The organism is Pseudomonas sp. LF020, assembly GCF_053456425.1.
This window is the reverse complement of record NZ_JBRFIX010000005.1, coordinates 380391-400653: the sequence shown is the minus strand read 5'-3', so window position 1 is coordinate 400653 and position 20263 is coordinate 380391. Positions and strand designations below refer to the sequence as shown.

Genomic DNA, 20263 nt, shown 5'->3' with positions numbered 1-20263 from the left:
TTTTTCATGGCTGAACGTTTTCCCGAAAAATGTCTCCAATCTGACATAGGCCCTATGGGCATACCCTCCCGATTCGGGAACTGTGAGGTTCAAATGCGCTTGTCATTGTCTGCACTGTTTTTCGGATTACTCATCGCTCAAGGTGCGATGGCCGCCGGAGATGGCAGCGCCGCCGTGGGTGGCGGTTTGGGCGGTGTGCTCGGTAATGTGGTCGGTGGTCAGCTCGGTGGCAGCACCGGTGCCGCGGTCGGTGCGGGTGTTGGTGGCGCGGCGGGCAGCGCGGTCGGGGCGAATAAACACAATCGCACCGAAGCCGCCATTGGCGGTGGTCTCGGCGCGGCCGGCGGTTCGGTGGTCGGCAACAGCCTGGGCGGCTCCACCGGTTCAGCCATTGGTGCCGGTTTGGGTGGCGCGGCGGGTGGTGCGGTGGGCAATAACCTGGGTGACGACGGTGGCAGAGCGCATTCCGGTGGAGGTCACAAGCACAACAAATACAAACATAAAAATCGCCATCATTGATTGGATATCGAAAAACAAACCCGGCCTGGCGCCGGGTTTTTCGTGTCTGGCGGTCGGACTCTGGAACGATTGGCTGTAGGGCTTTTCGAACGTATACAACCCACCAGACGTAGAGGTTTGCCATGACGCCCGAAACCGAAGGCAAGGAAGAAAAAGGCCCGAGCGGTTTGCCGTTTATCAATGATCCGGGAAACGAGGATCCGGGGTCGCTGATGGACGATGCGACGGTGCCGTTGAATGATGCGGATGAGGCAGATATGGAGTATGAGGAGGATGAGGATGAGCAGTGATTGCTTGTTCTTTTGATTGAGTGCGGTGTTACTGCTTTCGAAGCTTCAGGGCCTGAGGTCTTTCAGGCCCTTTGCCAAGCGTGAGATGGATGGTGAGCAGAAGGACCACGATATATGAGAACCGCCTGAGTATCCGTTACCTTTGACCCTCTTCACATTATTCAAATGTTACTCTGTTGGAGACTTACAAGTATGTGCTTAAGCCATGTACATCCGTCTTGCCATTCATGCCAATAACAGTAACTACACCCCATCTCCTTTAATAAAAAATCTCGGATCTCTTCTTCTGTTAGATCAAGCGCCAATACAGCTTCAGCTTCCTTTATCACATCCAGAATTACGCTGGCTTCAGAGTCCGTTATGAACGATTTAACGACATCATCAGAGACATCGAATTCGCTCATCCAGTCCTCATGAAAATAAGCTCCGAGGAACTGAAACAGCTGAGGAAACTCTTCATTTGTCATTTACAAATCCCGTCAAAATATAATATCCAAGCGGCGACTTCACATCTCGCTGAAGCACTAACCTGATGCTAAGCAAAGGCTCTAATTTTCCACTCTTTCGCACAACACCCACGCCTGCAGGGACCGAAACCTGCTCATTGATAACAAGCTTCTTCGCTTTGCCTTTCAAAAAATCATCAATTTTTTTCTGATTACTTCGCATCACATTTGACAATGCGGCTTCAGCTTCAAATCGATTAGGAAACGTTGATGCGATAGGTATGTTCGGCTCTGCCTTTAGTCTAGCTCTCAGTTGCGCCTCAGACCTTTCTACATGCTTTGCTATCACATGCCCACCTCGAGACTCGTGAGCCTCTAACCCACCTCCGGGGACTATCTCACTATATGGCCCATCAGCCTGTATTGCCCCCGGGCACGGTGCGCAAGCCAACCCCAACGGATCCACCCACCCCGTCGGATTCGGCACATACCGATACTGATTCAACCCACCCGCCAACTTGATGGGATCCGGCGTCAGATACCGCCCCAACCTCGGGTCGTAATACCGGTGCCGGTTGTAATGCAGCCCACTCTCCGCATCGAAATACTGCCCCTGAAACCTCAGCGGCTGGTCGAGGTAGTCTTCGCCTGCGAGGGTGATCGCCGCGACCTTGCCGTAGGCGTCGTATTGCGCCGACCAGACGATTTCGCCACTGTAGTCGGTCAGTTCCTGCGGGGTGCCGAGGTGGTCGAGTTGGTAATAGAACGGGCAGGCCTTTTTCGGGCCTTTGCCGTCGAGCAGCGCCAGGGGACGGAAAGTGCCGGGTTCGTAGACGTAGCTGCGGTGGTGGGTTTTGCTGCTTTCGGCGACGAGGTGGTCGCCTTGCCAGAAGAATTCGGTGGTCTGGCCGTCGACGGTTTTGCGGATGCGTCGGCCGAAGGCGTCGTACTGGTAGGTCGCGGTTTGGCCGTCGGGGCGGGTCAGGCCGATCAGGCGGTGCTGGCAGTCGTAGCGGTATTCGGTGACGAGTTGCTGGTCACGGCCACGACGCTCGCGGATCAGGTTGCCGAAGGCGTCGTAGTCGTAGTGCCGATCGCCTTGCATCAGCAGGCGGTTGCCCTTGATCCGCGTGGGGCCGGGGCGGTCCTGCATCAGCAGGTTGCCGGCCGGATCGTGGGCGAAGGATTCCGGCAGTTCGTCGCGCGAGTGACGGACGCGAGTCAGCCGGTCGAGGGCGTCGTAGTAATAACTGCGCTGGCCGTGTCGACTGTCGGCGATACCGGCCAGATTGCCGTTGACCGCATAGCTGTAGTGGCGCAAGTACAAGGGGCGCGTTTGCTGATTGACGGTATGCAGCTGTAATCGGCCCTGATCGTCGTAGGCATAGTCGCTGCGCAGCAGGCCCTGTTGCCGTTGTTGTTCGCGACCCGATTGATAGACGTGGCTGCTCAGCCGCGTGCCATTAAGGTCGATGGCCGTCAGCGCACCGCCCTTGGCGTAGTGGTAATCGAGCTTGCTGTTGTCCGGCAGACGCTGGCGTTTGAGCTGGCCGCAGGCGTCATACGCGTAGCGCAACGTGCCCCAGCCCTGATGCTCGGTGATCAGCCGGTCCTGCCGGTCGTATTCAAAGGCCAGCGGATGTTGCTGGCCGTCATCGAGCCCGGTCAAACGGCCCAGGCGGTCGTAGGTGTAAGCCACCTCCACCCCGTCCGGCAGGGTCTTGAGCAGCAGACGCCCGGCCGCATCACGCGCGTAGGCGGTGACCAGCGTCGAGCCGTCATCGCCGAACTCGGTTTTTTCCAGCAGGTGCCCGTTGCGGTCGTAGGCGTAGGCGGTGCGTCGGCCGTCGAAGCCGGTTTCCTGTCGGATCAATCCGGTGGGCGTGTAGTCCAGGCAGTACTTTTCCCCGGACTCGTTCTCGATTTCCGTGAGCAACAACTGCGCATGGTCGTAGCGGTACTGCACCCGGGTGCCGTCGGGATTGATCTTGCGCGAGACCAGATGCAGGTCGTCGTCATACTCGTAGCGGGTGATGTGCCCGAGTTCGTCGCGCTCGGCAGTGATTCGGCCGTAGGCGCCGTAGCTGTAGGCGCGGGTGGCGCCTGTCGGCAACGTCGTTTGAACCAGTCGGCCAACGGCGTCCCACTGCTGGCGAGTGATCGCACCGTGTTCGTCGCAAGTGGTGGTCCGTCGCCCCAGCGCGTCGTAGGAAAAGCGCCGCACACCACCGTCAGGCAGGGTTTCCTCGATCAGTTGCCCGAGGTCGTTCCACGACAACTTGTGCCGACTGGTGTCCGGGTAGCGAATCGACAGCAATTGCCCGCGCGTGTCGTAGTAGTAATGGGTGATCTGGCCGTCAGGATCGACCGCCTCGGTGACATCGCCCTCGGCGTTGCGCCGAAATGTCCACACTGCCTCGCCGCGAGACCGGCTGTGCAGGAAACCGTTGCGGTACTCGTAGGACGTTGGCTCGTCGTCCGGCGGAATCAGCGCCACCAAACGTCCGACGTCGTCGTAGCGGTATTCGGTGACCGCGCCGAGCGGATCCTGCTCGGCGATCAGCCGCCCCGCGTCGTCATAAGCCTTGAGGTGCTCACCACCATCGGCCTCGACCTTGCGCACCAGCCGCGCGCTGTCATCGTGGACGTAGGTTTCTTCGGTGCCATCGACGTAATGCACCGTGACACGACCGTCGTCGTCCCAGACATACCGCGTGTTCATCTGCGCGAACGAGGCCCAATGGCGCACGCAACGCGCCGACTTGCCCGAGCGTTCCCATTCCCAGAAAAAGCTCGCGCCGCCGGTCAGCTGCCGCTGCAGGATGACGTGCTGATCGTCGTAGTCGTAACGCTCGCTGTCACCGACCGCATTGGTCGCGGCCAACAACCGCTGACGCGCGTCGTAGCAATAACTGACCAGCGTTTGCTCGGTGCGCCAGCCATCAGCCTCAAGCACCTGGTAATCAACCGCCACCAGATGCGCCCGGTCGTAGCGCAACAGCAGCGAGCGCCCGGCGCCATTGTCCAGGCGCTGCACACGCTCGGAAAAATCGCGATGCACCGTCAGCCGATTGCCATACGCATCACTGACCGCCACCAACCGCCCGGCGCGAAAGTGATAAAACCGCGCCACATCCCCCGCCAGCGCGAGGATCAGTTCCTCCGGCTCATCCCCGAGAAAAATCGTCGCCCGCGACAGGCTGTTGTGAATCTGCGGCCGTTCAACGGTGGGCAACGGAAACCGCGTGCGGCGGTTCTCGTGATCGACCCAGACCACCGTATCGCCATCGAACTCCAGCCGATGCGCCAGTGAATGACTCCAGCCAAACCCCAGCCCGACATCGATCTCCACCGCGCTGGTGCGGTACAAGCGGGTGAACTCGAACGGCAGGCGCCCATCGAGCGTGCCATCCGTCAGGGTCAGCAATTCTTCACCGGTGACCATCGACACCGGACAGCCGTTGGTGCAGGTCAGCGGCGCGCAATCGGCGCTGTCACCGTTGGGGTTTTTCGCCTGGTTCGAAGCGTCGTCGTGAGGTTCGTGACGCTCCATCCGGGTCGTGCCACGGGACTTGTCACGAACCATCGGTGCCGGATTCGGCACGGTGAAAACCACAGCATCCGCCTGACGAATGTTCAGCGGGATCGCCGGCGTTGGCTTCAACGGCACATCGCGAGCGTTGACCAGCAACGGCTTCAACGCGCCGGCGTGCTGGTTCAGATCGGCAGGGGAGGTCAGTTCGCTCAGACGCAACGCCGACGCGGCCAGCCATTCCCGCGCCCGGGGCGACTTGATCTTGCTCAGCACCTTGCTGCTCAGTCGCAAGGACACGCCAATGCCGCCGCAAACGCGCATCAGCAAAAAGCTGATCAACAACTCGACCCGAACTTCTGCCACCACTTCCGCCAGGTACTGCGGCGGCAGCATCTTCAACCAACTGCTAAACGCGGCCAGCTGGATAAACAGCAACGGCTCGTCACTGAGGATCAGCAAGCCATTGGCGATGGCCTCACTGGAGGCGTCGAGCAGCGCTTGCAGCTCGACATCGCTCAGGTACTGCAGAAGTTTTTCGCTGTTGGCCTGCAGGTCGGCGAGCAGGCCGAACAGCTGTTTAACGTCATCCCAGATGGCGTGCAGGGCTTTCTCGAAACTGCGCCAGTCGGCCTGTTGCAACTGCTGGTAACGATCAGCGAAACCGGCGCCGGAAAACTCCGCCCACAGCGGCTGAAACCCGTGCCACTCCTGACGAAGCCAGACCTCCAGCCCATCCACAATCCCGTCGTAGGAGGCATACAGCGCTTGGATATGGGCGCTGGAAACATCAGGAAAGAAGGTGATGCGATAACGCTGGCCCCGGTCGCAATCGCTGACTTCCAGAATGCCGCTCGGGCCGATGATATGGCGCAGTGGTTCACCGAAACTCAATTCCCCGTCGATTTCGCCGATCACCGGTTCGAGCAGCACCGGGGTATTGCCGATCGGTACGAACCGCGCCGCCTCGAACAGGTGCACCAGAGTCAACGGACCGCTAGCGGGGCACATGACCACCGAGGTCTGGATCCGCTGGCGGGATTTGACGGGCGCGCTGAGGTGGACGTCGTTGCCGACCTTGAACACCTGCTCGACATCCAGCGCCGTCCCGGTCCAGAACTGCTCGGCCCAGGCCTCGTAGTTGTTCAGGCACAGGCGGAACTCGTGGATCAATGTTTCGAAGTCCGGGTGTTGCGGGTTCAGGGCGGCAACCACCAGCAGGCCGATGCTGTTGTTCAGGGCCAGGAGCCGATCGGTTTGGAACATTCGCAGGCACTCGCGCACGTGAAAGAGGTGCGCGGACTTTGCGGGGGATCAAACGGGAAAGAAGTCGGGAAAGTAGGCGTTATCTGTAGGGCATTTCGCTAAATACCAGCGAGTCATTCCATGGCCCTTAAACATTGCCCGTTGCTCAATGTCCGCCGGCCTCGTTATGCTGCTGAACCCATTAATCAGATCCGCGTAGCGGCGCCGGCTGGGCCGCCCGGGATGTTTTTGATAACGGATCCGATGATGAATGCACCGATGAAGACGTTTGGCCCGATCAAGGCCGTGATTTTCGACATGGACGGTTTGTTGCTGGACACCGAAGGCATCTACACCGAGGTTACCTCGCTCATTGCCGAGCGTTACGGGCGGACCTTCGACTGGAGCGTTAAACAGAACATCATCGGTCGTGGCGCCAATGACCTGGCGAACTACGTGGTGCAGGCGCTGGATCTGCCGATCAGCGCCGAAGAGTTTCTGCTGATCCGCGAACCGCTGATGCGTGAACGCTTCCCCAAGGCCCAGGCGATGCCGGGCGCGGAGGAACTGATTCGCCACCTCAAGGCACACAACATTCCGATCGCCGTGGGCACCAGTTCGTCGCGGCAGTCGTTCGGCCAGAAAACCACCCTGCACCGCGACTGGTTTGCCCTGTTCGATTTCATTGTCACGGCGGACGATCCGGAAGTCGGTGCAGCGAAACCGGCGCCGGACATCTTCCTCACGGCGGCCCGGCGTCTGGGCGTCGCGCCTGAGGATTGTCTGGTATTCGAGGATTCGCCGTTTGGCGTAACCGCAGCGAAAGCGGCGGGGATGACCGCTATCGCGATTCCCGATGCGGCCATGGCCGACGAAAAATACGCACACGCCGACGGGATTTTGCGCACGCTCAAGGCGTTCACCCCGAGTGCCTGCGGTTTGCCGGCGCTGGAGTGGGCTTGACCGCCCCATAAGCGCCTGTAAAAAAACGCCGCCCCTCGAATCGAGGTGCGGCGTTTTTTGTACCCGGGATTCAGCGCATCAGGCGCCGAAGCCACCGTCGATGGTCAGGCTGGCACCGGTGATGTAACCGGCTTCCGGGCCTACCAGATAGGCAACGAAGCTGGCGATTTCATCGGCGGTGCCGTAACGACCGACGGCCATCAGCGGGATCAGGCTCTCGGCGAAATCGCCATGGGCCGGGTTCATGTCGGTGTCGACCGGGCCGGGCTGCACGTTGTTGATGGTGATGCCGCGAGGGCCGAGGTCGCGGGCCAGGCCTTTGGTCAGGCCGACCAGCGCCGATTTGCTCATTGCGTACACGCCGCCACCGCCGAAGGGCATGCGGTCGGCGTTGGTGCTACCTATGTTGACGATGCGCGAGCCTTCGCCCATGTGTTTTGCCGCTTCCTGAGAAGCGATGAATACGCTACGTACGTTGATCGCCAGAGTCTGGTCGAAGTCTTCCAGTTTGAAGTCTTCCAGCGGCGCGATGGCCAGGACGCCGGCGTTGTTCACCAGAATATCCAGGCGGCCAAAGGCTTCGACGGTGGCGTTGACGGCATTGCGGATTGCGGCTTCATCGGCGCTGTCGGCCTTGATCGCCAAGGCTTTGCCGCCATTGCCGGTGATGCTGTTCTGCAACTCTTCGGCCTTGGCGGTGGAGCTGACGTAGGTGAATGCGACAGCGGCGCCTTCGGCGGCCAGACGTTTGACGATGGCGGCGCCGATACCACGGGAACCGCCTTGAATCAGAGCGACTTTGCCGCTGAGGTGTTGAGTGGTCATGTTCGATCTCCAGAGAATTCAAGGCGGGGTGCCTTGTTGTTGGAGCCGAGTATCGGCCTCGCATCGACAACCGTGTAGACCATGATTGCTATAGTCTGTGTAAACCAGAAGTTTATAGTGACGATCATGGAAACGTTCAGCAGCATCGAATGCTTCGTGCGCAGCGCCGAAGTCGGCAGTTTCGCCGAAGCCGCCCGGCGCTTGAGCCTGACCCCGGCCGCCGTCGGCAAGAGTGTGGCGAAGCTCGAGGTGCGCCTCGGGGTAAGGCTGTTCCAGCGTAGTACACGCAGCCTGACTCTGACCGAGGCCGGTCAGCTGTTTTTGAGTCAGGTCAGTGGCAGTCTGACCACCATTCAGAATGCGGTGGCCAATCTAGCCAGTGTCGAGGGGCTTCCGGCGGGGTCGCTGAAGGTCAGCATGGGCACGGCTTTCGGCTGCCTGCACATCGTGCCGATGCTCGGTGAGTTTTTACGGCGCTACCCGGCGATCAGCCCGGATTGGCATTTTGATAACCGTCAGGTCGATCTGATCGGCCAGGGTTTCGATGCGGCCATCGGTGGCGGTTTCGAATTGCCCCAAGGGGTGGTGGCACGCAGGTTGAGTCCGGCGCATCGAGTGTTGGTGGCGTCCACGGATTATTTGCAGGCCAATCCGGCCATTACAGAGCCGGACGAACTCAAGTACCACGACGGCATTCTGATTCGCTCGCCGCAAACCGGGCGCGTACGTTCCTGGCAGTTGACCGGTCGTGATCCTCAGGTCTGTCGCCCTTTGACGCTCAAGGCGCGCATGACCATGAGCGACTCCGAAGCCGCTTGCATCGCGGCCTGCCAGGGCCTGGGCATTGCCTTGGTGAGCATGCCGTTTGCCTCGGGGTATCTGGAGTCGGGCCGGTTGCAGCGGGTGCTGCCGGACTGGTACATCGACGACGGCTACACCTCGATCTATTACGCCGAACACAAGTTGCTGCCGGGCAAAACCCGGGCGTTTGTCGATTTTTTGATTGAGCAGTTTGCGCAGCGGGGGTTGGCGCAGCGGTTCAGTGCTGTCTGAGCAGGACTTTGGGACCGAGGTGATGCCATCGCGGGCAAGCCACGCTCCCACAGGTTCTTCGTCGTTCACATGATGGTGATACAACGCGAAACCTGTGGGAGCGTGGCTTGCCCGCGATGAACGATAACCCGGTCTACCGGGCAAACCGCTGCGCCCAGCCAATGATCTGCTTCGGTCGTGGCGTCGCGTAAGTCCGCACCTTGGACGTCGATAACCCCAATCGCACCAGCGATTCAGCAATGGTCACCGCCGCCGTCACGCCATCCACCACCGGCACCCCGGTGCGGCGACGGATCTGTTCATCCAGTCCGGCCATGCCGCCGCAACCCAGGCAAATCACTTCGGCCTTGTCCTGAGTCACCGCCAGTTCCGCCTGCTGCACGATGGCTTCCAGCGCGCGCTGCGGTTCATGCTCCAGCTCCAGCACCGCCAGGCCGCTGGCCCGCACCGACGCACAGCGATCCCACAGGCCCGAGAGTTTCAGCCGATCCTCGATCAGCGGCACGGTGCGATCCAGCGTGGTGACTACTGAATAGGCGTGGCCGAGAAACATCGCGGTGCTGGCAGCGGCGTCGGTGATATCCACCACCGGCACATTGAGCAATTCCTGCAAGCCTTCGCGACCGTGTTCGCCGTAGCCGGCCTGAATCACCGCGTCGAACGGTTGGTCGTAGGACATCACCCGGTCCATCACGGCGATGGCTGCCAGGTAACTTTCGAAATTGCCTTCCACCGAGTCGGCGCCGAAGAACGGTGTCAGGCCGACGATTTCCGTGCCGGGAGACGCGACCGCCTGCGCCGAGCGGGCGATGGCCTGGGTGATGGATTCGGTGGTGTTGACGTTGACCACAAGAATACGCATGGGAAGTCCTTATTGCGGGCAGTTCAGCGGCCCAAATCCGGGCCGCAAGGAAGTTAATGGCTGACGTTGTCGACGGCGATCGATTCGCCGCTGATGTCGGCGTAGTGCGGCTGACGTTTGGCGATGATCAGGTAGAGCATTCCGGCAATGCCGGCGCCCACCAGCCAGGAGAACGGCGAGATGCTGTGGAAGCCCGGCACCAGCGCCAGGACAATGGCGATCAACGCTGCCGGAATGAACGCCGCCACCGCGCGGAAATTCACTCCGCGGCTGTAGTAATAGGCGCCATTGGGGTCTTCGCTGTAGAGCTGCGGGACGTGGATCCGGCCTTTGCGGATCAACCAGTAGTCGACCATGATCACCCCGTACAACGGGCCGAGCAGGGCGCCGAGGCCGGAGAGGAAGTACACGATCACCAGCGGGCTGTTGTAGAGGTTCCACGGCAGGATCAGCACGGCGATGGTCGCGCTGATCAGCCCGGCGCGGCGGAAGGTCAGGTACTTCGGCGCCAGGTTGCTGAGGACGAAGGCCGGGGCGACGAAGTTGGCCATGATGTTCACCGCCACGGTGACGATCAGGAACGCCAGGCAACCGAGCACCAGAAAGAACGTATTGGGAATCGAGGCGATGATTTCGGTCGGGCTTTCGATGATCCGTCCGTTGATCTGAAATTGCGCACCGCAGAGCAGGACGGTGATGGCAGCGAACACCAGTATGTTCACCGGCAGGCCCCAGAAATTGCCAACCTTGATGGTCTTGCGGCACGGCGAAGAACGCGCAAAGTCGCAGAAATTGAGGATCAGCGTGCCGTAGATCGCCAGCCAAAGTGCGCCGCCGGCAAAGATGTTGCGCCACATTTCGCCACCGCTCAGCGGTTCGCGGATCGACCAGGCAATGGTCGCGTTGGCCTGGGTGTACATCCAGGCGGCGAGGGCGGCGACGGTCAGCAGAATCACCGGGCCGGCAAAGGCTTCGTAGCGGCGAACCATTTCCATGCCGTAGGCGAGGATCGCCAGTTGCACGAACCAGATCGCCACGAAACACACCCAGCCCAGGGTCGACAGACCGAGGATCGAGTTGTGGTCGTAATCGGCGAAGCCAGGATGAATCGCCGTCAGCAGCACGCGAAATACCACCGACGCCAGATACGTCTGAATGCCGAACCAGGCGATGGCGATCACCGCGCGAATCAGTGCTGGAATCTGCGCGCCGTGGATGCCGAAACTGATCCGGCTGATCACCGGAAACGGCACCCCGGTTTTCTGTCCCATGTAGCCGGACAGGTTCATGAAGAAGTACACCAGCGCCGCGCCGATCCCCAGCGACAGCAGAATCTGCCAGCCCCCCAGACCCAACGCATACAGGCCGATGGCGAACGAGTAGTTGGCGATGTTGTGCACATCGTTGGTCCACAGGGCAAAGATGCTGTATTTGCCCCAGCGCCGACCTTCGGCGCGGGTCGGTGCCAGGTCGCGGTTGTGCAGGCGCGGGCTGAGTTGTAACGGTTGAGCCAGACCCGCGTCGGGCAATGGCTGGTCGAGGGCAGAGGCGGGCAGATTCAGCGCGATGTTGTTGGAGAGACTTGTACGCATTCCGGCAGGCTCCTGATGGGCGGGCCGCGATGACTGTGCATGAGCCCAGGGCTCGACAAATCTTCGGCGCGGCCAGCAAACATCACTGGTTACGGGGCATCTGCAGCCTGTACGGGATAGGGCGCTTCAGGCTTGCGGATCGAAAGTGTGTGGTCATGTTTTGCGGTTTTGTATACAAAACATGTATGCACTAAAGCCAGATCTGTGCCAGTCAGCGATCTATGCAGCGCTGCGCTCATTTCGAAAAGTTATCGAAGAGCGCTAAGTGTTTGAAAATAAGTGGTTATAAATTGACCGATTGAACAGGTATTTATTTTTTGCGGGGGATTTTGCGGAGGGGGCAAAGCGCAGGGATATTCAGAAGGGATGTAACTTTTCAGGGCGTGAAAACAAAAAGTGCACACATAAATGGCACCGATGGTGACATTCGTGTGTACACATTTTTTTGAGTCGCTAGAGGCCAGTGTAGGAGTGAGCCTGCTCGCGATAGCGGCGTATTAGTCGATGAATTTTTTGCCTGATACACCGCTATCGCGAGCAGGCTCACTCCTACAGGGGGAAATCATCGTGGCAGGGGTTTACGCCTTGCTGATGATATTCCCCGCATGCAACCCGCATTCTTTCTGCGTCGCTTCTTCCCACCACCAGCGACCTTCGCGCTCGTGCTGGTTCGGCAGGACCGGGCGGGTGCACGGTTCGCAGCCGATGCTGATGAAACCGCGCTCATGCAGGCTGTTGAACGGCAGCTCGAGCATGCGGATGTAACCCCAGATCTCTTCGCTGGTCATCTGCGCCAGCGGGTTGAACTTGTAGAGCGTGCGTTCCGGGGTGGAGAACGCGGTGTCGATCTCCAGCACGGCCACGGCGCTGCGGGTGCCCGGGCTCTGGTCGCGGCGCTGGCCGGTGGCCCAGGCTGTGACGCCGGACAGTTTGCGCCGCAGTGGTTCGATCTTGCGGATGCCGCAGCATTCGCCATGGCCATCTTTATAGAAACTGAACAGGCCTTTCTCCTTCACGAACGGTTCGAGTTTCGTGTAGTCCGGCGACACCAGTTCGATATCGATCTTGTAGTGCTCGCGCACTTGATCGATAAAGCGATAGGTTTCCGGATGCAGGCGGCCGGTGTCGAGGCTGAACACCTTGACGTTCTTGTTCAGCTTCCAGGCCATGTCCACCAGCACCACATCCTCGGCGCCGCTGAAAGAGATCCACAGTTCATCACCGAACTCGGCGAACGCGAGTTTCAGGATGTCCTGGGCGGATTTGTTGGCATAGGTCGTGGCGAGTTCCACGACATCGAACGTTGGGCTCATCAGGGCGGCTTCCTACAGGTCGGTGGCGCTGGGCGCTCTATATGGCGGCGATGTTAACAAAAAGCGGCGGCGTACGGGGCGCCCGCTGCGTTGCACGGTGGCGGGGGAGTCGCTAGAGTTCGGGCTCGCTCGACTCAATAATCACTACAAACGGGAGTGTCTTGTGGAAATTGCTTGCCTGGATCTGGAAGGGGTACTGGTGCCGGAAATCTGGATCGCCTTCGCCGAAAAAACCGGAATCGACTCGCTCAAGGCCACCACCCGGGACATTCCCGATTACGACGTGCTGATGAAGCAGCGCCTGCGCATCCTCGACGAGCACGGCCTGAAACTCTCGGACATTCAGGAAGTGATCGCCACCCTCAAGCCGCTGGACGGCGCGGTGGAGTTCGTCGACTGGCTGCGCGAGCGCTTCCAGGTGGTGATTCTCTCGGACACCTTTTACGAGTTCTCCCAGCCGCTGATGCGTCAGCTGGGCTTTCCGACCTTGCTTTGCCACCGCCTGATCACCGACGACAGCGGGCGAGTGACCAGCTATCAATTGCGTCAGAAAGATCCCAAGCGTCAGTCGGTGCTGGCGTTCAAGAGCCTGTACTACCGGGTGATTGCGGCGGGGGATTCGTATAACGACACGAGCATGCTCGGCGAGGCGGATGCGGGGATTCTGTTCCACGCGCCGGACAACGTGATTCGCGAGTTCCCGCAGTTCCCGGCGGTGCATACGTTTGCCGAGTTGAAGCAGGAGTTCCTCAAGGCCTCGAACCGGGATTTGAGTTTGTAATTACAACATTGTGGCGAGGGAGCTTGCTCCCGCTCGGCTGCGCAGCAGTCGTAAGATTTTGGGGAGCGCTTCGCACTCCAGCGGGAGCAAGCTCCCTCGCCACAAAAAGTTATAGGTTTTGCAGGGTGTCGAGGAGGATTCTTACCTTGGTAATCGACTCCTGATACTCCGCCTGCCAGTCCGAGTCGGCCACGATCCCGCCGCCACCCCAGCAGCACACCTGCCCATCCTTGACCAACAGACTGCGAATCGCGATGGAGCTGTCCATCTCGCCGCGTACGTCCAGGTACAGCAACGAACCGCAGTACAACCCGCGCCGGGTCGGTTCCAGTTCGTCAATGATCTGCATCGCACGAATCTTCGGCGCGCCGGTGATCGAGCCACCGGGAAAGCTGCCAGCAATCAGGTCCAGTGCGTCGCGATCCTCGGCCAGTTCACCGGTCACGCTGCTGACCAGGTGATGCACGTTGGGATAGCTTTCCAGGCTGAACAGCTCCGGCACCCGTACCGAGCCGATGCGGCAGGTGCGGCCGAGGTCGTTGCGCAGCAGGTCGACGATCATCAGGTTTTCCGCGCGATCCTTGGGGCTGGCCAGCAGTTCGGCGGCGTTGGCGGCGTCTTCGGCAGGCGTCAGACCACGGGGGCGAGTGCCTTTGATCGGGCGGGTTTCCACCTGACGCTGGCTGACTTTGACGAAACGCTCCGGCGACAGGCTCAGCACCGCGTCGCCGTCGGGCAGGCTCTGAAACCCGGAAAACGGTGTCGGACAGGCCTCGCGCAACGCGCAATAGGCCAGCCACGGATCACCCTGACAGGTTGCGCGGAAACGCTGGGCGAAGTTGACCTGATAGCAGTCGCCGGCCTGGATGTATTGATGAATGCGTTCCAGCGCCTGGCGATAGTCGTCCGGCGACAGGTCGGCGGTCATCGGCGTGTCCAGCTTGAACGGCGTCAGCGTCGTCGTTGCCGATTGGCTGAACAGGGTAATCAGCCGTTGCCGCTCGCTGTCGGCCAGCGACGGGTGAAACACCAGTTGGCTGGTGGCGGTCTGGTGATCACTGATCAGCGCCCAGTCGTACAGGCCGAACCGTGCGTCGGGCAATTGCAGATCGTCCCGGGCCTGGCTCGGCAGGTGTTCCAGATGCCGGCCAAAGTCGTAACTGAGATAGCCGATCAGGCCGCCGGCGAAGGGCAGTTCATGGCCCGCAGGCAGTTGCGCTTCGCCCAGACGGCTCAGATTTTCCCGCAGACGTTGCAGGAAAACGCTACCGCTTTCGTCAGGCAACACCGCCAGGTGTTCCAGCGGCCAGGCGCTGAGTAGGTCGTAACGGCCACGGTCGGCACTCGGCCGGCCGCTGTCGAGCAGCACGGCGTCGGGCGCATGGCGGATGGCCGCGAAGTAGTCGGCGGGGTTGGCGCGGTAGGGCAGCGGGTGTACGGAACAGGTCAACATGGGCGGGGCAGATCGGCCATCGAGGCGGGGTGGGGATTGTAGTCCTCTCGGCTGCCAGATCAAAATCAAAAGCTACCCCCTCACCCCAGCCCTCTCCCCCAAGGGGGCGAGGGGGAAAGGGAGCAGACCTTCATGCTTTTCAAGATCCGAGTTCGGTGCGATATCTCAAGGGGCGAGGGGGAAAGGGGGCGGATCTTCATGCTTTTCAAGTTCTGAGTTCGACTCGAACTTGCAGGTCGATGTACTTCGAGCATCCAACACGGTCAGTCCCCTCTCCCTCCGGGAGAGGGCTAGGGTGAGGGGCTCTTCAGCTTTTCAGCTTCAGCCCTCGACCGCCGGAATATGCCCAAACATTTCCTGAGTGAACGCCACCCGTTCCTCAACCGACTCGCTCACCCCAAGCGCCTTCAGCTCTTCCAGATGCGCTTCGACCGCATGCGTACGCTGGGTCAGCCCGCAATCGTTGGCAATCTGGATATTCAGCCCCGGCCGCGCATTCAGCTCGAGAATCAGCGGGCCTTTCTCCTGGTCCAGCACCATGTCCACACCGATGTAACCCAGCCCGCACAGCTCATAGCAGCCGGCGGCGAGTTTCATGAAACCGTCCCAGTAGGGCAGTTGCACGCCATCCACCGCGTTGGTGGTGTCGGGGTGTTTGTTGATGATGTTGTTCAGCCAGGTGCCGCGCAGGGTCAGGCCGGTGGCGAGGTCGACACCGACGCCGATGGCGCCCTGATGCAGGTTTGCCTTGCCGCCGGACTGACGGGTTGGGAGGCGCAGCATGGCCATCACCGGATAGCCCATCAGCACGATGATGCGGATGTCCGGCACGCCTTCGTAGCTGATGCTCTTGAAGATCTGGTCCGGGGTCACCCGGTATTCGATCAGCGCGCGGTCGCGGTGGCCGCCCAGCGAATACAGGCCGGTGAGGATGCTGGAAATGTGGTGCTCCAGCTCTTCGTGGGCGAGGATCTTGCCCGAGACTGTGCGATAGCGGCCCTCGAAGCGGTCGGCGATGACGATGATGCCGTCACCGCCAGCACCCTGGGCCGGTTTGATCACGAAATCGTTACGCCCGCCGATGATCGCGTCGAGCTTGTCGATTTCCTTCTCCGTGGAGATCACGCCGTACAGCTCCGGCACATGAATGCCGGCCTCGATGGCGCGCTCCTTGGTGATGATCTTGTCATCGACGATCGGGTACAGGCTGCGCTTGTTGTACTTGAGCACGTAGTCGGCGTTACGCCGATTGATGCCCATGATGCCCCGCGCTTCCAGAGCCTTCCAGGTCTTCCAGAAACCGAACATCAGGCGTCAGCCTTCTTCAGGAAAGCCTTGAAACGTACCAGTTCGGTCAGGCGGTAGCCGCGATAGCGACCCATCGCCAGCATGAAACCGACCAGAATCAGCAGGATCGCCGGGAAGGTGAATACGAAGTAAACCAGCTCCGGCACAGTCATGATCAGGTGCGCCAGCGACGCCGCGAACAGCGTGCCGATCGCCACTTTCATGGCATGGCTGGCGCCGCGTTCTTCCCAGGTGATCGACAGGCGTTCGATGGTCATGGTCAGAATCACCATCGGGAACAGCGCCACCGACAAACCGCGCTCCAGACCAAGCTTGTGACTGAACAGACTGATGGCGGCAATCAGCACCACCACGAAGGTCAACACTACCGACAGACGCGGCAGCATTTGCAGCTTCAGATGTTCCAGATACGAGCGTAATGACAGGCCCAGCGCGGTGATCACGGTAAACAGCAGGATGCCGAAGCCCAGTTGCGTTTCGCGGAAGGCCAGGGCGATCAGCACCGGGGTAAAGGTGCCGAGGGTCTGCAGGCCGATCAGGTTGCGCAGGATCAGGATCACCAGCACGCCGATCGGGATCATCACCATGATCATGAAGGTCTGCTGGGTCTGCAGCGGCAGGCCGTACAGCGAGTATTCGAGGAAGTTGGCGTCGGTGTTTTCGTCGGTCAGTTTGGCCAGACGAATTGCGTTCATTTCGCTGTTGTTCAGGCTGAAGGTCACGTTGGCTTTCTTCGCGCCCTCGATAGTGATCAGGTTTTCATCACCGGTCCACCACAGCAGGCGGTCGGTTGGCAGGCCTTGCTCGCCGGTTTCCGGGTTGAAGTACAGCCAGTCGTTGCCATTGAAACTGCGCAGCCACAGTTCCGGGGTTTGCGGCTGATCGGCGACGAGGCGGATGGTATGAACCTTTTCCACCGGTACGTGGGCGATCGACAGCAGCAGTTCGACGATCTTCGCCTTGTGCGGTGTCGACGGGTCGCCGGCCAGCAGCAGTTTGACGTTGTCGTCGTTGGCGTTGTTGACGCGTTTGATCGCTTCGCCGATGAAGGTCTCGACGTCGGCCGAGTGCTGGCGGATCGGCGCGAGCAGGGCTTCGGCGGCGATTTTTTCCGGGCCTTCGATGGCGATGCTATCGCGGAAGGTCGGGCCTTTGATCTTGGTTTTTTCAGCGGTGTAACGCTTGGTCAGCACCAGACGGTAATAAAGAGTCTGGTTGCCCTTGGCCCGGCGTGCCGACCAGGTGACCTTGCGGTTGCCGTCGACCCGGTTGACCGCCACACCGTAGTTATTGGAGATAAAGCTTTCGTTGAGGCTGACGTAATCGCGGCTCAAAGGCGGCACGAACATCTGGACCTTCACCGGGTCCTTGGTGCTGGCGACGAACTCGACTTTGGCGTCGATGTTCCACAAGTCGTCGGTGGCGTCTTCGGTCACCGGGATGCCGAGCACGAAAATCTGATAGGCCGTAACCGAAACGCCCAGGAGCACCAGAATGGTGATCAGGATTTTCAGGTGGAAGGTTAGAGAACGCATGGAAATTACTCGGCGGTATGAGCGGCGATGGTGCAGGCGGGTTTGCCGGCAGCGTATTTAAGACTGGGGTCGACCAGCGCGTCGAAGCGTTTCAAGGCTTCGGAGCCGATCAAAAGCGGGTATTGGAACGCACTTCGGTCGGTCAGGTTCACTTCGATGCTGCGCAGCGCCGTGCCCATGCAGATATCCAGCTCGATCACCGGGCGCGCGGTGTACTTTTTACCTTCTTCCGGGTCGTAGTCGCCGGCGCGGCGTTTGATCTTGCTGACCCGGGCCAGCGGCCGCTCGATCGGGTGCGAATGCGCCGCGTCGATCGCCAGGTAGAAACGCACCCAGGACTCGCCGTTGCGTTTGAAGCGTTTGATATCGCGGGCACTCAGCGAGGCGGTTTTGGCGCCAGTGTCGAGTTTCGCCGCTACTTGCAGATTGATGCCGTCAAGCGATGCGTATTCGTTGAGGCCGTACACGGTTTTTTCCCCCGCCGCGGCGAGGCCGGGCAGGCAAAACAGCGCAAAAAATGTGGGGAAGGGCTTGAGTCTCATAAATCCTGGTGCGCAGCGTTCCGTTTTCGGTTCAGGTTCCTGGCAATACTGCGCAAGCTCCTTCGTGTGCCTATCAGCTTTTTATGACAAGCCGTACAAATGGCCAGCAAATGCGGGCGGCATTCTAGCACGGTGGTTTTATGGCGCCAGCGCTTGGGCCGGTCTATAAACAGATCAAAGATCGCAGCCTGCGGCAGCTCCTACATTGATTCCTGCAGGAGCTGCCGCAGGCTGCGATCTTTTAAGGTTATTAGACGATTGTCGACAATATCCATTTATCCTTTGACTGGCGCCGGCTAATTGGCTAGGTTTTGCCGCATTGGATTTAAAGGTGTCGACAATCATGCTGGACCAACTCGATCCCCCGGTCATCAGCGGCGACGATTCCGAGACGCTCTCGGAAAACGTCTTCCGGCGCATTCAGGCGGCCATCGTCAAAGGCGAAATCGCCCCAGGCAGCAAGATCTCCGAACCCGAGCTGGCGCGCACTTATGGCATCAGTCGCGGGCCGCTGCGCGAAGCCATTCATCGGCTCGAAGGCCAGCGTCTGCTGGTGCGCGTACCGCATGTCGGCGCGCGGGTGGTGTCGCTCAGCCACGCCGAATTGCTCGAACTCTACGAAATCCGTGAATCCCTTGAAGGCATGGCCTGCCGGCTGGCGGCCGAACGCATGAGCGTCGAAGAAATCGAAGAACTGCGTCGGGTGCTGGAAACCCACGAGCGCGACGCGGCGTTCCAGGCGGGCGTCGGCTATTACCAGCAGGAAGGCGATTTCGACTTTCACTACCGGATCATCCAGGGCAGCGGCAATCGCACCTTGACCCAGATGCTCTGCGGCGAGCTGTACCAACTGGTGCGCATGTACCGCATCCAGTTTTCCACCACGCCCAACCGCCCGCGTCAGGCCTTCGCCGAACACCACCGGATTCTCGATGCCATCGCCGACCGTGACGGCGAACTCGCGGAATTGTTGATGCGCCGCCACATCGGCGCCTCGAAACGCAACATCGCCCGTCATTACCAGGACGGCGCCGACAATAAGACAGCCACTGAACGAGGTGAGTCATGAGTTCCAAGCAGAACACTCCAGGCCAGCGTTTCCGCGATGCGGTCGCCAGCGAGCACCCATTGCAGGTGGTCGGCGCGATCAACGCCAACCACGCGCTGCTGGCCAAGCGTGCCGGTTTCAAGGCGATCTACCTGTCCGGTGGCGGGGTGGCCGCAGGCTCGCTCGGCGTGCCGGATCTGGGCATCACCGGCCTGGATGACGTGCTCACCGACGTGCGGCGCATCACCGACGTCTGCGACCTGCCGCTGCTGGTGGATGTCGACACCGGTTTCGGTTCGTCGGCGTTCAACGTCGCGCGCACCGTGAAGTCGATGATCAAGTTCGGCGCCGCGGCAATTCACATCGAGGATCAGGTCGGCGCCAAGCGCTGCGGCCACCGTCCGAACAAGGAAATTGTCAGCCAGCAGGAAATGGTCGACCGCATCAAGGCAGCGGTCGATGCCCGTACCGACGACAGCTTCGTGATCATGGCGCGTACCGATGCGCTGGCGGTTGAAGGTCTGGAGTCGGCACTGGATCGCGCCGCTGCGTGCATCGAGGCCGGCGCCGACATGATCTTCCCGGAAGCGATCACCGAGCTTGAGATGTACAAGCTGTTCGCCAACCGAGTGAAGGCGCCGATCCTCGCCAACATCACCGAGTTCGGCTCGACACCGCTGTACACCACCGAGCAACTGGCCGGCGCCGACGTGTCGCTGGTGCTGTACCCGCTGTCGGCGTTCCGCGCGATGAACAAGGCAGCGGAAAACGTCTACACCGCGATCCGCCGCGACGGCACCCAGCAGAATGTCATCGACACCATGCAGACGCGCATGGAGCTTTACGATCGCATCGATTACCACACGTTCGAGCAGAAGCTTGATGCGTTGTTTGCCGCTAAAAAATGAGGATCAAAAGATCGCAGCCTTCGGCAGCTCCTACATCAACCGCATTCC

17 protein-coding genes are annotated in these 20263 nt (G+C 60.3%); 7 read left to right on the top strand and 10 right to left on the bottom strand.

Annotation, left to right across the window (positions count from 1 at the left end):
* The first annotated feature begins 93 nt into the window (after positions 1-93).
* Together ACU680_RS14805 and ACU680_RS14800 are read left to right on the top strand one after the other, a co-directional pair.
* The gene (locus ACU680_RS14805) at positions 94-519 is read left to right on the top strand and encodes a glycine zipper domain-containing protein (protein ID WP_448179830.1); all 426 of its coding nucleotides are present in this window, start codon (positions 94-96) and stop codon (positions 517-519) included.
* Between the two features lie 122 nt (positions 520-641).
* Entirely contained in the window at positions 642-809 is a 168-nt protein-coding gene (locus ACU680_RS14800) for a hypothetical protein (protein ID WP_003223252.1), read from the top strand.
* A 161-nt stretch (positions 810-970) separates the two neighbouring features.
* Here ACU680_RS14800 and ACU680_RS14795 read toward each other — a convergent pair whose 3' ends face one another.
* Complete coding sequence (locus tag ACU680_RS14795) at positions 971-1276, bottom strand: contact-dependent growth inhibition system immunity protein (RefSeq protein WP_448179829.1); 306 nt, start codon at positions 1274-1276, stop codon at positions 971-973.
* Entirely contained in the window at positions 1266-6053 is a 4788-nt protein-coding gene (locus ACU680_RS14790) for an RHS repeat-associated core domain-containing protein (protein WP_448179828.1), read from the bottom strand. The genes ACU680_RS14795 and ACU680_RS14790 overlap by 11 nt, the downstream gene beginning before the upstream one ends.
* 246 nt (positions 6054-6299) lie before the next feature.
* On the opposite strand from ACU680_RS14790, the gene ACU680_RS14785 reads away from it, so the two are divergent.
* Positions 6300-6995, top strand: coding sequence for an HAD-IA family hydrolase (locus ACU680_RS14785; protein WP_027613306.1), 696 nt, complete (start codon positions 6300-6302; stop codon positions 6993-6995).
* Positions 6996-7073: 78 nt separating this feature from the next.
* Here ACU680_RS14785 and ACU680_RS14780 read toward each other — a convergent pair whose 3' ends face one another.
* Complete coding sequence (locus tag ACU680_RS14780) at positions 7074-7820, bottom strand: 3-oxoacyl-ACP reductase family protein (protein WP_400761816.1); 747 nt, start codon at positions 7818-7820, stop codon at positions 7074-7076.
* A gap of 126 nt (positions 7821-7946) precedes the next feature.
* On the opposite strand from ACU680_RS14780, the gene ACU680_RS14775 reads away from it, so the two are divergent.
* Positions 7947-8873, top strand: a complete 927-nt coding sequence (locus ACU680_RS14775; RefSeq protein ID WP_448179827.1) for a LysR family transcriptional regulator — start codon at positions 7947-7949, stop codon at positions 8871-8873.
* 133 nt (positions 8874-9006) lie between these two features.
* Here the strand turns inward: ACU680_RS14775 and ACU680_RS14770 are convergent, their stop codons facing one another.
* The 3 genes from ACU680_RS14770 to ACU680_RS14760 form a co-directional block, all read right to left on the bottom strand.
* Positions 9007-9735: an aspartate/glutamate racemase family protein gene (locus tag ACU680_RS14770; protein WP_367083951.1), complete on the bottom strand. Its 729-nt coding sequence runs from the start codon at positions 9733-9735 to the stop codon at positions 9007-9009.
* Between the two features lie 53 nt (positions 9736-9788).
* Positions 9789-11327 (bottom strand): NCS1 family nucleobase:cation symporter-1, encoded by a 1539-nt coding sequence (locus ACU680_RS14765; RefSeq protein WP_367083952.1) that lies wholly within the window; start codon positions 11325-11327, stop codon positions 9789-9791.
* 578 nt (positions 11328-11905) lie between these two features.
* Positions 11906-12640 carry a phosphoadenylyl-sulfate reductase gene (locus ACU680_RS14760; protein ID WP_448179826.1) on the bottom strand — a complete coding sequence of 245 codons (735 nt, stop codon included), beginning with the start codon at positions 12638-12640 and terminating at the stop codon, positions 11906-11908.
* A 163-nt stretch (positions 12641-12803) separates the two neighbouring features.
* Between ACU680_RS14760 and thrH the strand changes: the two genes are divergently transcribed.
* Entirely contained in the window at positions 12804-13421 is a 618-nt protein-coding gene (gene thrH / locus ACU680_RS14755; RefSeq protein WP_367083954.1) for a bifunctional phosphoserine phosphatase/homoserine phosphotransferase ThrH, read from the top strand.
* Between the two features lie 109 nt (positions 13422-13530).
* Here the strand turns inward: thrH and pabB are convergent, their stop codons facing one another.
* The 4 genes from pabB to rloA all read right to left on the bottom strand — a co-directional run bounded on the left by pabB (position 13531) and on the right by rloA (position 18259).
* Positions 13531-14874, bottom strand: a complete 1344-nt coding sequence (pabB, locus tag ACU680_RS14750) for an aminodeoxychorismate synthase component I (RefSeq protein WP_448179825.1) — start codon at positions 14872-14874, stop codon at positions 13531-13533.
* Positions 14875-15195: 321 nt separating this feature from the next.
* Entirely contained in the window at positions 15196-16182 is a 987-nt protein-coding gene (locus ACU680_RS14745) for an alpha-L-glutamate ligase-like protein (protein WP_448179824.1), read from the bottom strand.
* The gene (gene rloB / locus ACU680_RS14740) at positions 16182-17717 is read right to left on the bottom strand and encodes an osmotic stress tolerance membrane protein RloB (RefSeq protein WP_448179823.1); all 1536 of its coding nucleotides are present in this window, start codon (positions 17715-17717) and stop codon (positions 16182-16184) included. Before rloB ends, ACU680_RS14745 begins: the two co-directional genes overlap by 1 nt.
* 5 nt (positions 17718-17722) lie before the next feature.
* Positions 17723-18259, bottom strand: a complete 537-nt coding sequence (gene rloA / locus ACU680_RS14735) for a retropepsin-like aspartic peptidase RloA (RefSeq protein WP_025110318.1) — start codon at positions 18257-18259, stop codon at positions 17723-17725.
* 346 nt (positions 18260-18605) lie between these two features.
* Here rloA and ACU680_RS14730 point away from each other — a divergent pair, with 346 nt between their 5' ends.
* Both ACU680_RS14730 and prpB read left to right on the top strand, forming a co-directional pair.
* On the top strand, positions 18606-19328 hold the full coding sequence (locus tag ACU680_RS14730; protein ID WP_448179868.1) for a GntR family transcriptional regulator: 723 nt from the start codon (positions 18606-18608) through the stop codon (positions 19326-19328).
* On the top strand, positions 19325-20215 hold the full coding sequence (gene prpB, locus ACU680_RS14725) for a methylisocitrate lyase (RefSeq protein WP_083366502.1): 891 nt from the start codon (positions 19325-19327) through the stop codon (positions 20213-20215). The genes ACU680_RS14730 and prpB overlap by 4 nt, the downstream gene beginning before the upstream one ends.
* Positions 20216-20263 lie beyond the last annotated feature (48 nt).

What these genes read in the sequence shown, in the direction of transcription:
- ACU680_RS14805 (WP_448179830.1), top strand. Translation starts at nt 94, where the DNA reads ATGCGCTTGTCATTGTCTGCACTGTTTTTCGGATTACTCATCGCTCAA.
- ACU680_RS14800 (WP_003223252.1), top strand. Translation starts at nt 642, where the DNA reads ATGACGCCCGAAACCGAAGGCAAGGAAGAAAAAGGCCCGAGCGGTTTG.
- ACU680_RS14795 (WP_448179829.1), bottom strand. Translation starts at nt 1,276, where the DNA reads ATGACAAATGAAGAGTTTCCTCAGCTGTTTCAGTTCCTCGGAGCTTAT.
- ACU680_RS14790 (WP_448179828.1), bottom strand. Translation starts at nt 6,053, where the DNA reads ATGTTCCAAACCGATCGGCTCCTGGCCCTGAACAACAGCATCGGCCTG.
- ACU680_RS14785 (WP_027613306.1), top strand. Translation starts at nt 6,300, where the DNA reads ATGAATGCACCGATGAAGACGTTTGGCCCGATCAAGGCCGTGATTTTC.
- ACU680_RS14780 (WP_400761816.1), bottom strand. Translation starts at nt 7,820, where the DNA reads ATGACCACTCAACACCTCAGCGGCAAAGTCGCTCTGATTCAAGGCGGT.
- ACU680_RS14775 (WP_448179827.1), top strand. Translation starts at nt 7,947, where the DNA reads ATGGAAACGTTCAGCAGCATCGAATGCTTCGTGCGCAGCGCCGAAGTC.
- ACU680_RS14770 (WP_367083951.1), bottom strand. Translation starts at nt 9,735, where the DNA reads ATGCGTATTCTTGTGGTCAACGTCAACACCACCGAATCCATCACCCAG.
- ACU680_RS14765 (WP_367083952.1), bottom strand. Translation starts at nt 11,327, where the DNA reads ATGCGTACAAGTCTCTCCAACAACATCGCGCTGAATCTGCCCGCCTCT.
- ACU680_RS14760 (WP_448179826.1), bottom strand. Translation starts at nt 12,640, where the DNA reads ATGAGCCCAACGTTCGATGTCGTGGAACTCGCCACGACCTATGCCAAC.
- pabB (WP_448179825.1), bottom strand. Translation starts at nt 14,874, where the DNA reads ATGTTGACCTGTTCCGTACACCCGCTGCCCTACCGCGCCAACCCCGCC.
- ACU680_RS14745 (WP_448179824.1), bottom strand. Translation starts at nt 16,182, where the DNA reads ATGTTCGGTTTCTGGAAGACCTGGAAGGCTCTGGAAGCGCGGGGCATC.
- rloB (WP_448179823.1), bottom strand. Translation starts at nt 17,717, where the DNA reads ATGCGTTCTCTAACCTTCCACCTGAAAATCCTGATCACCATTCTGGTG.
- rloA (WP_025110318.1), bottom strand. Translation starts at nt 18,259, where the DNA reads ATGAGACTCAAGCCCTTCCCCACATTTTTTGCGCTGTTTTGCCTGCCC.
- prpB (WP_083366502.1), top strand. Translation starts at nt 19,325, where the DNA reads ATGAGTTCCAAGCAGAACACTCCAGGCCAGCGTTTCCGCGATGCGGTC.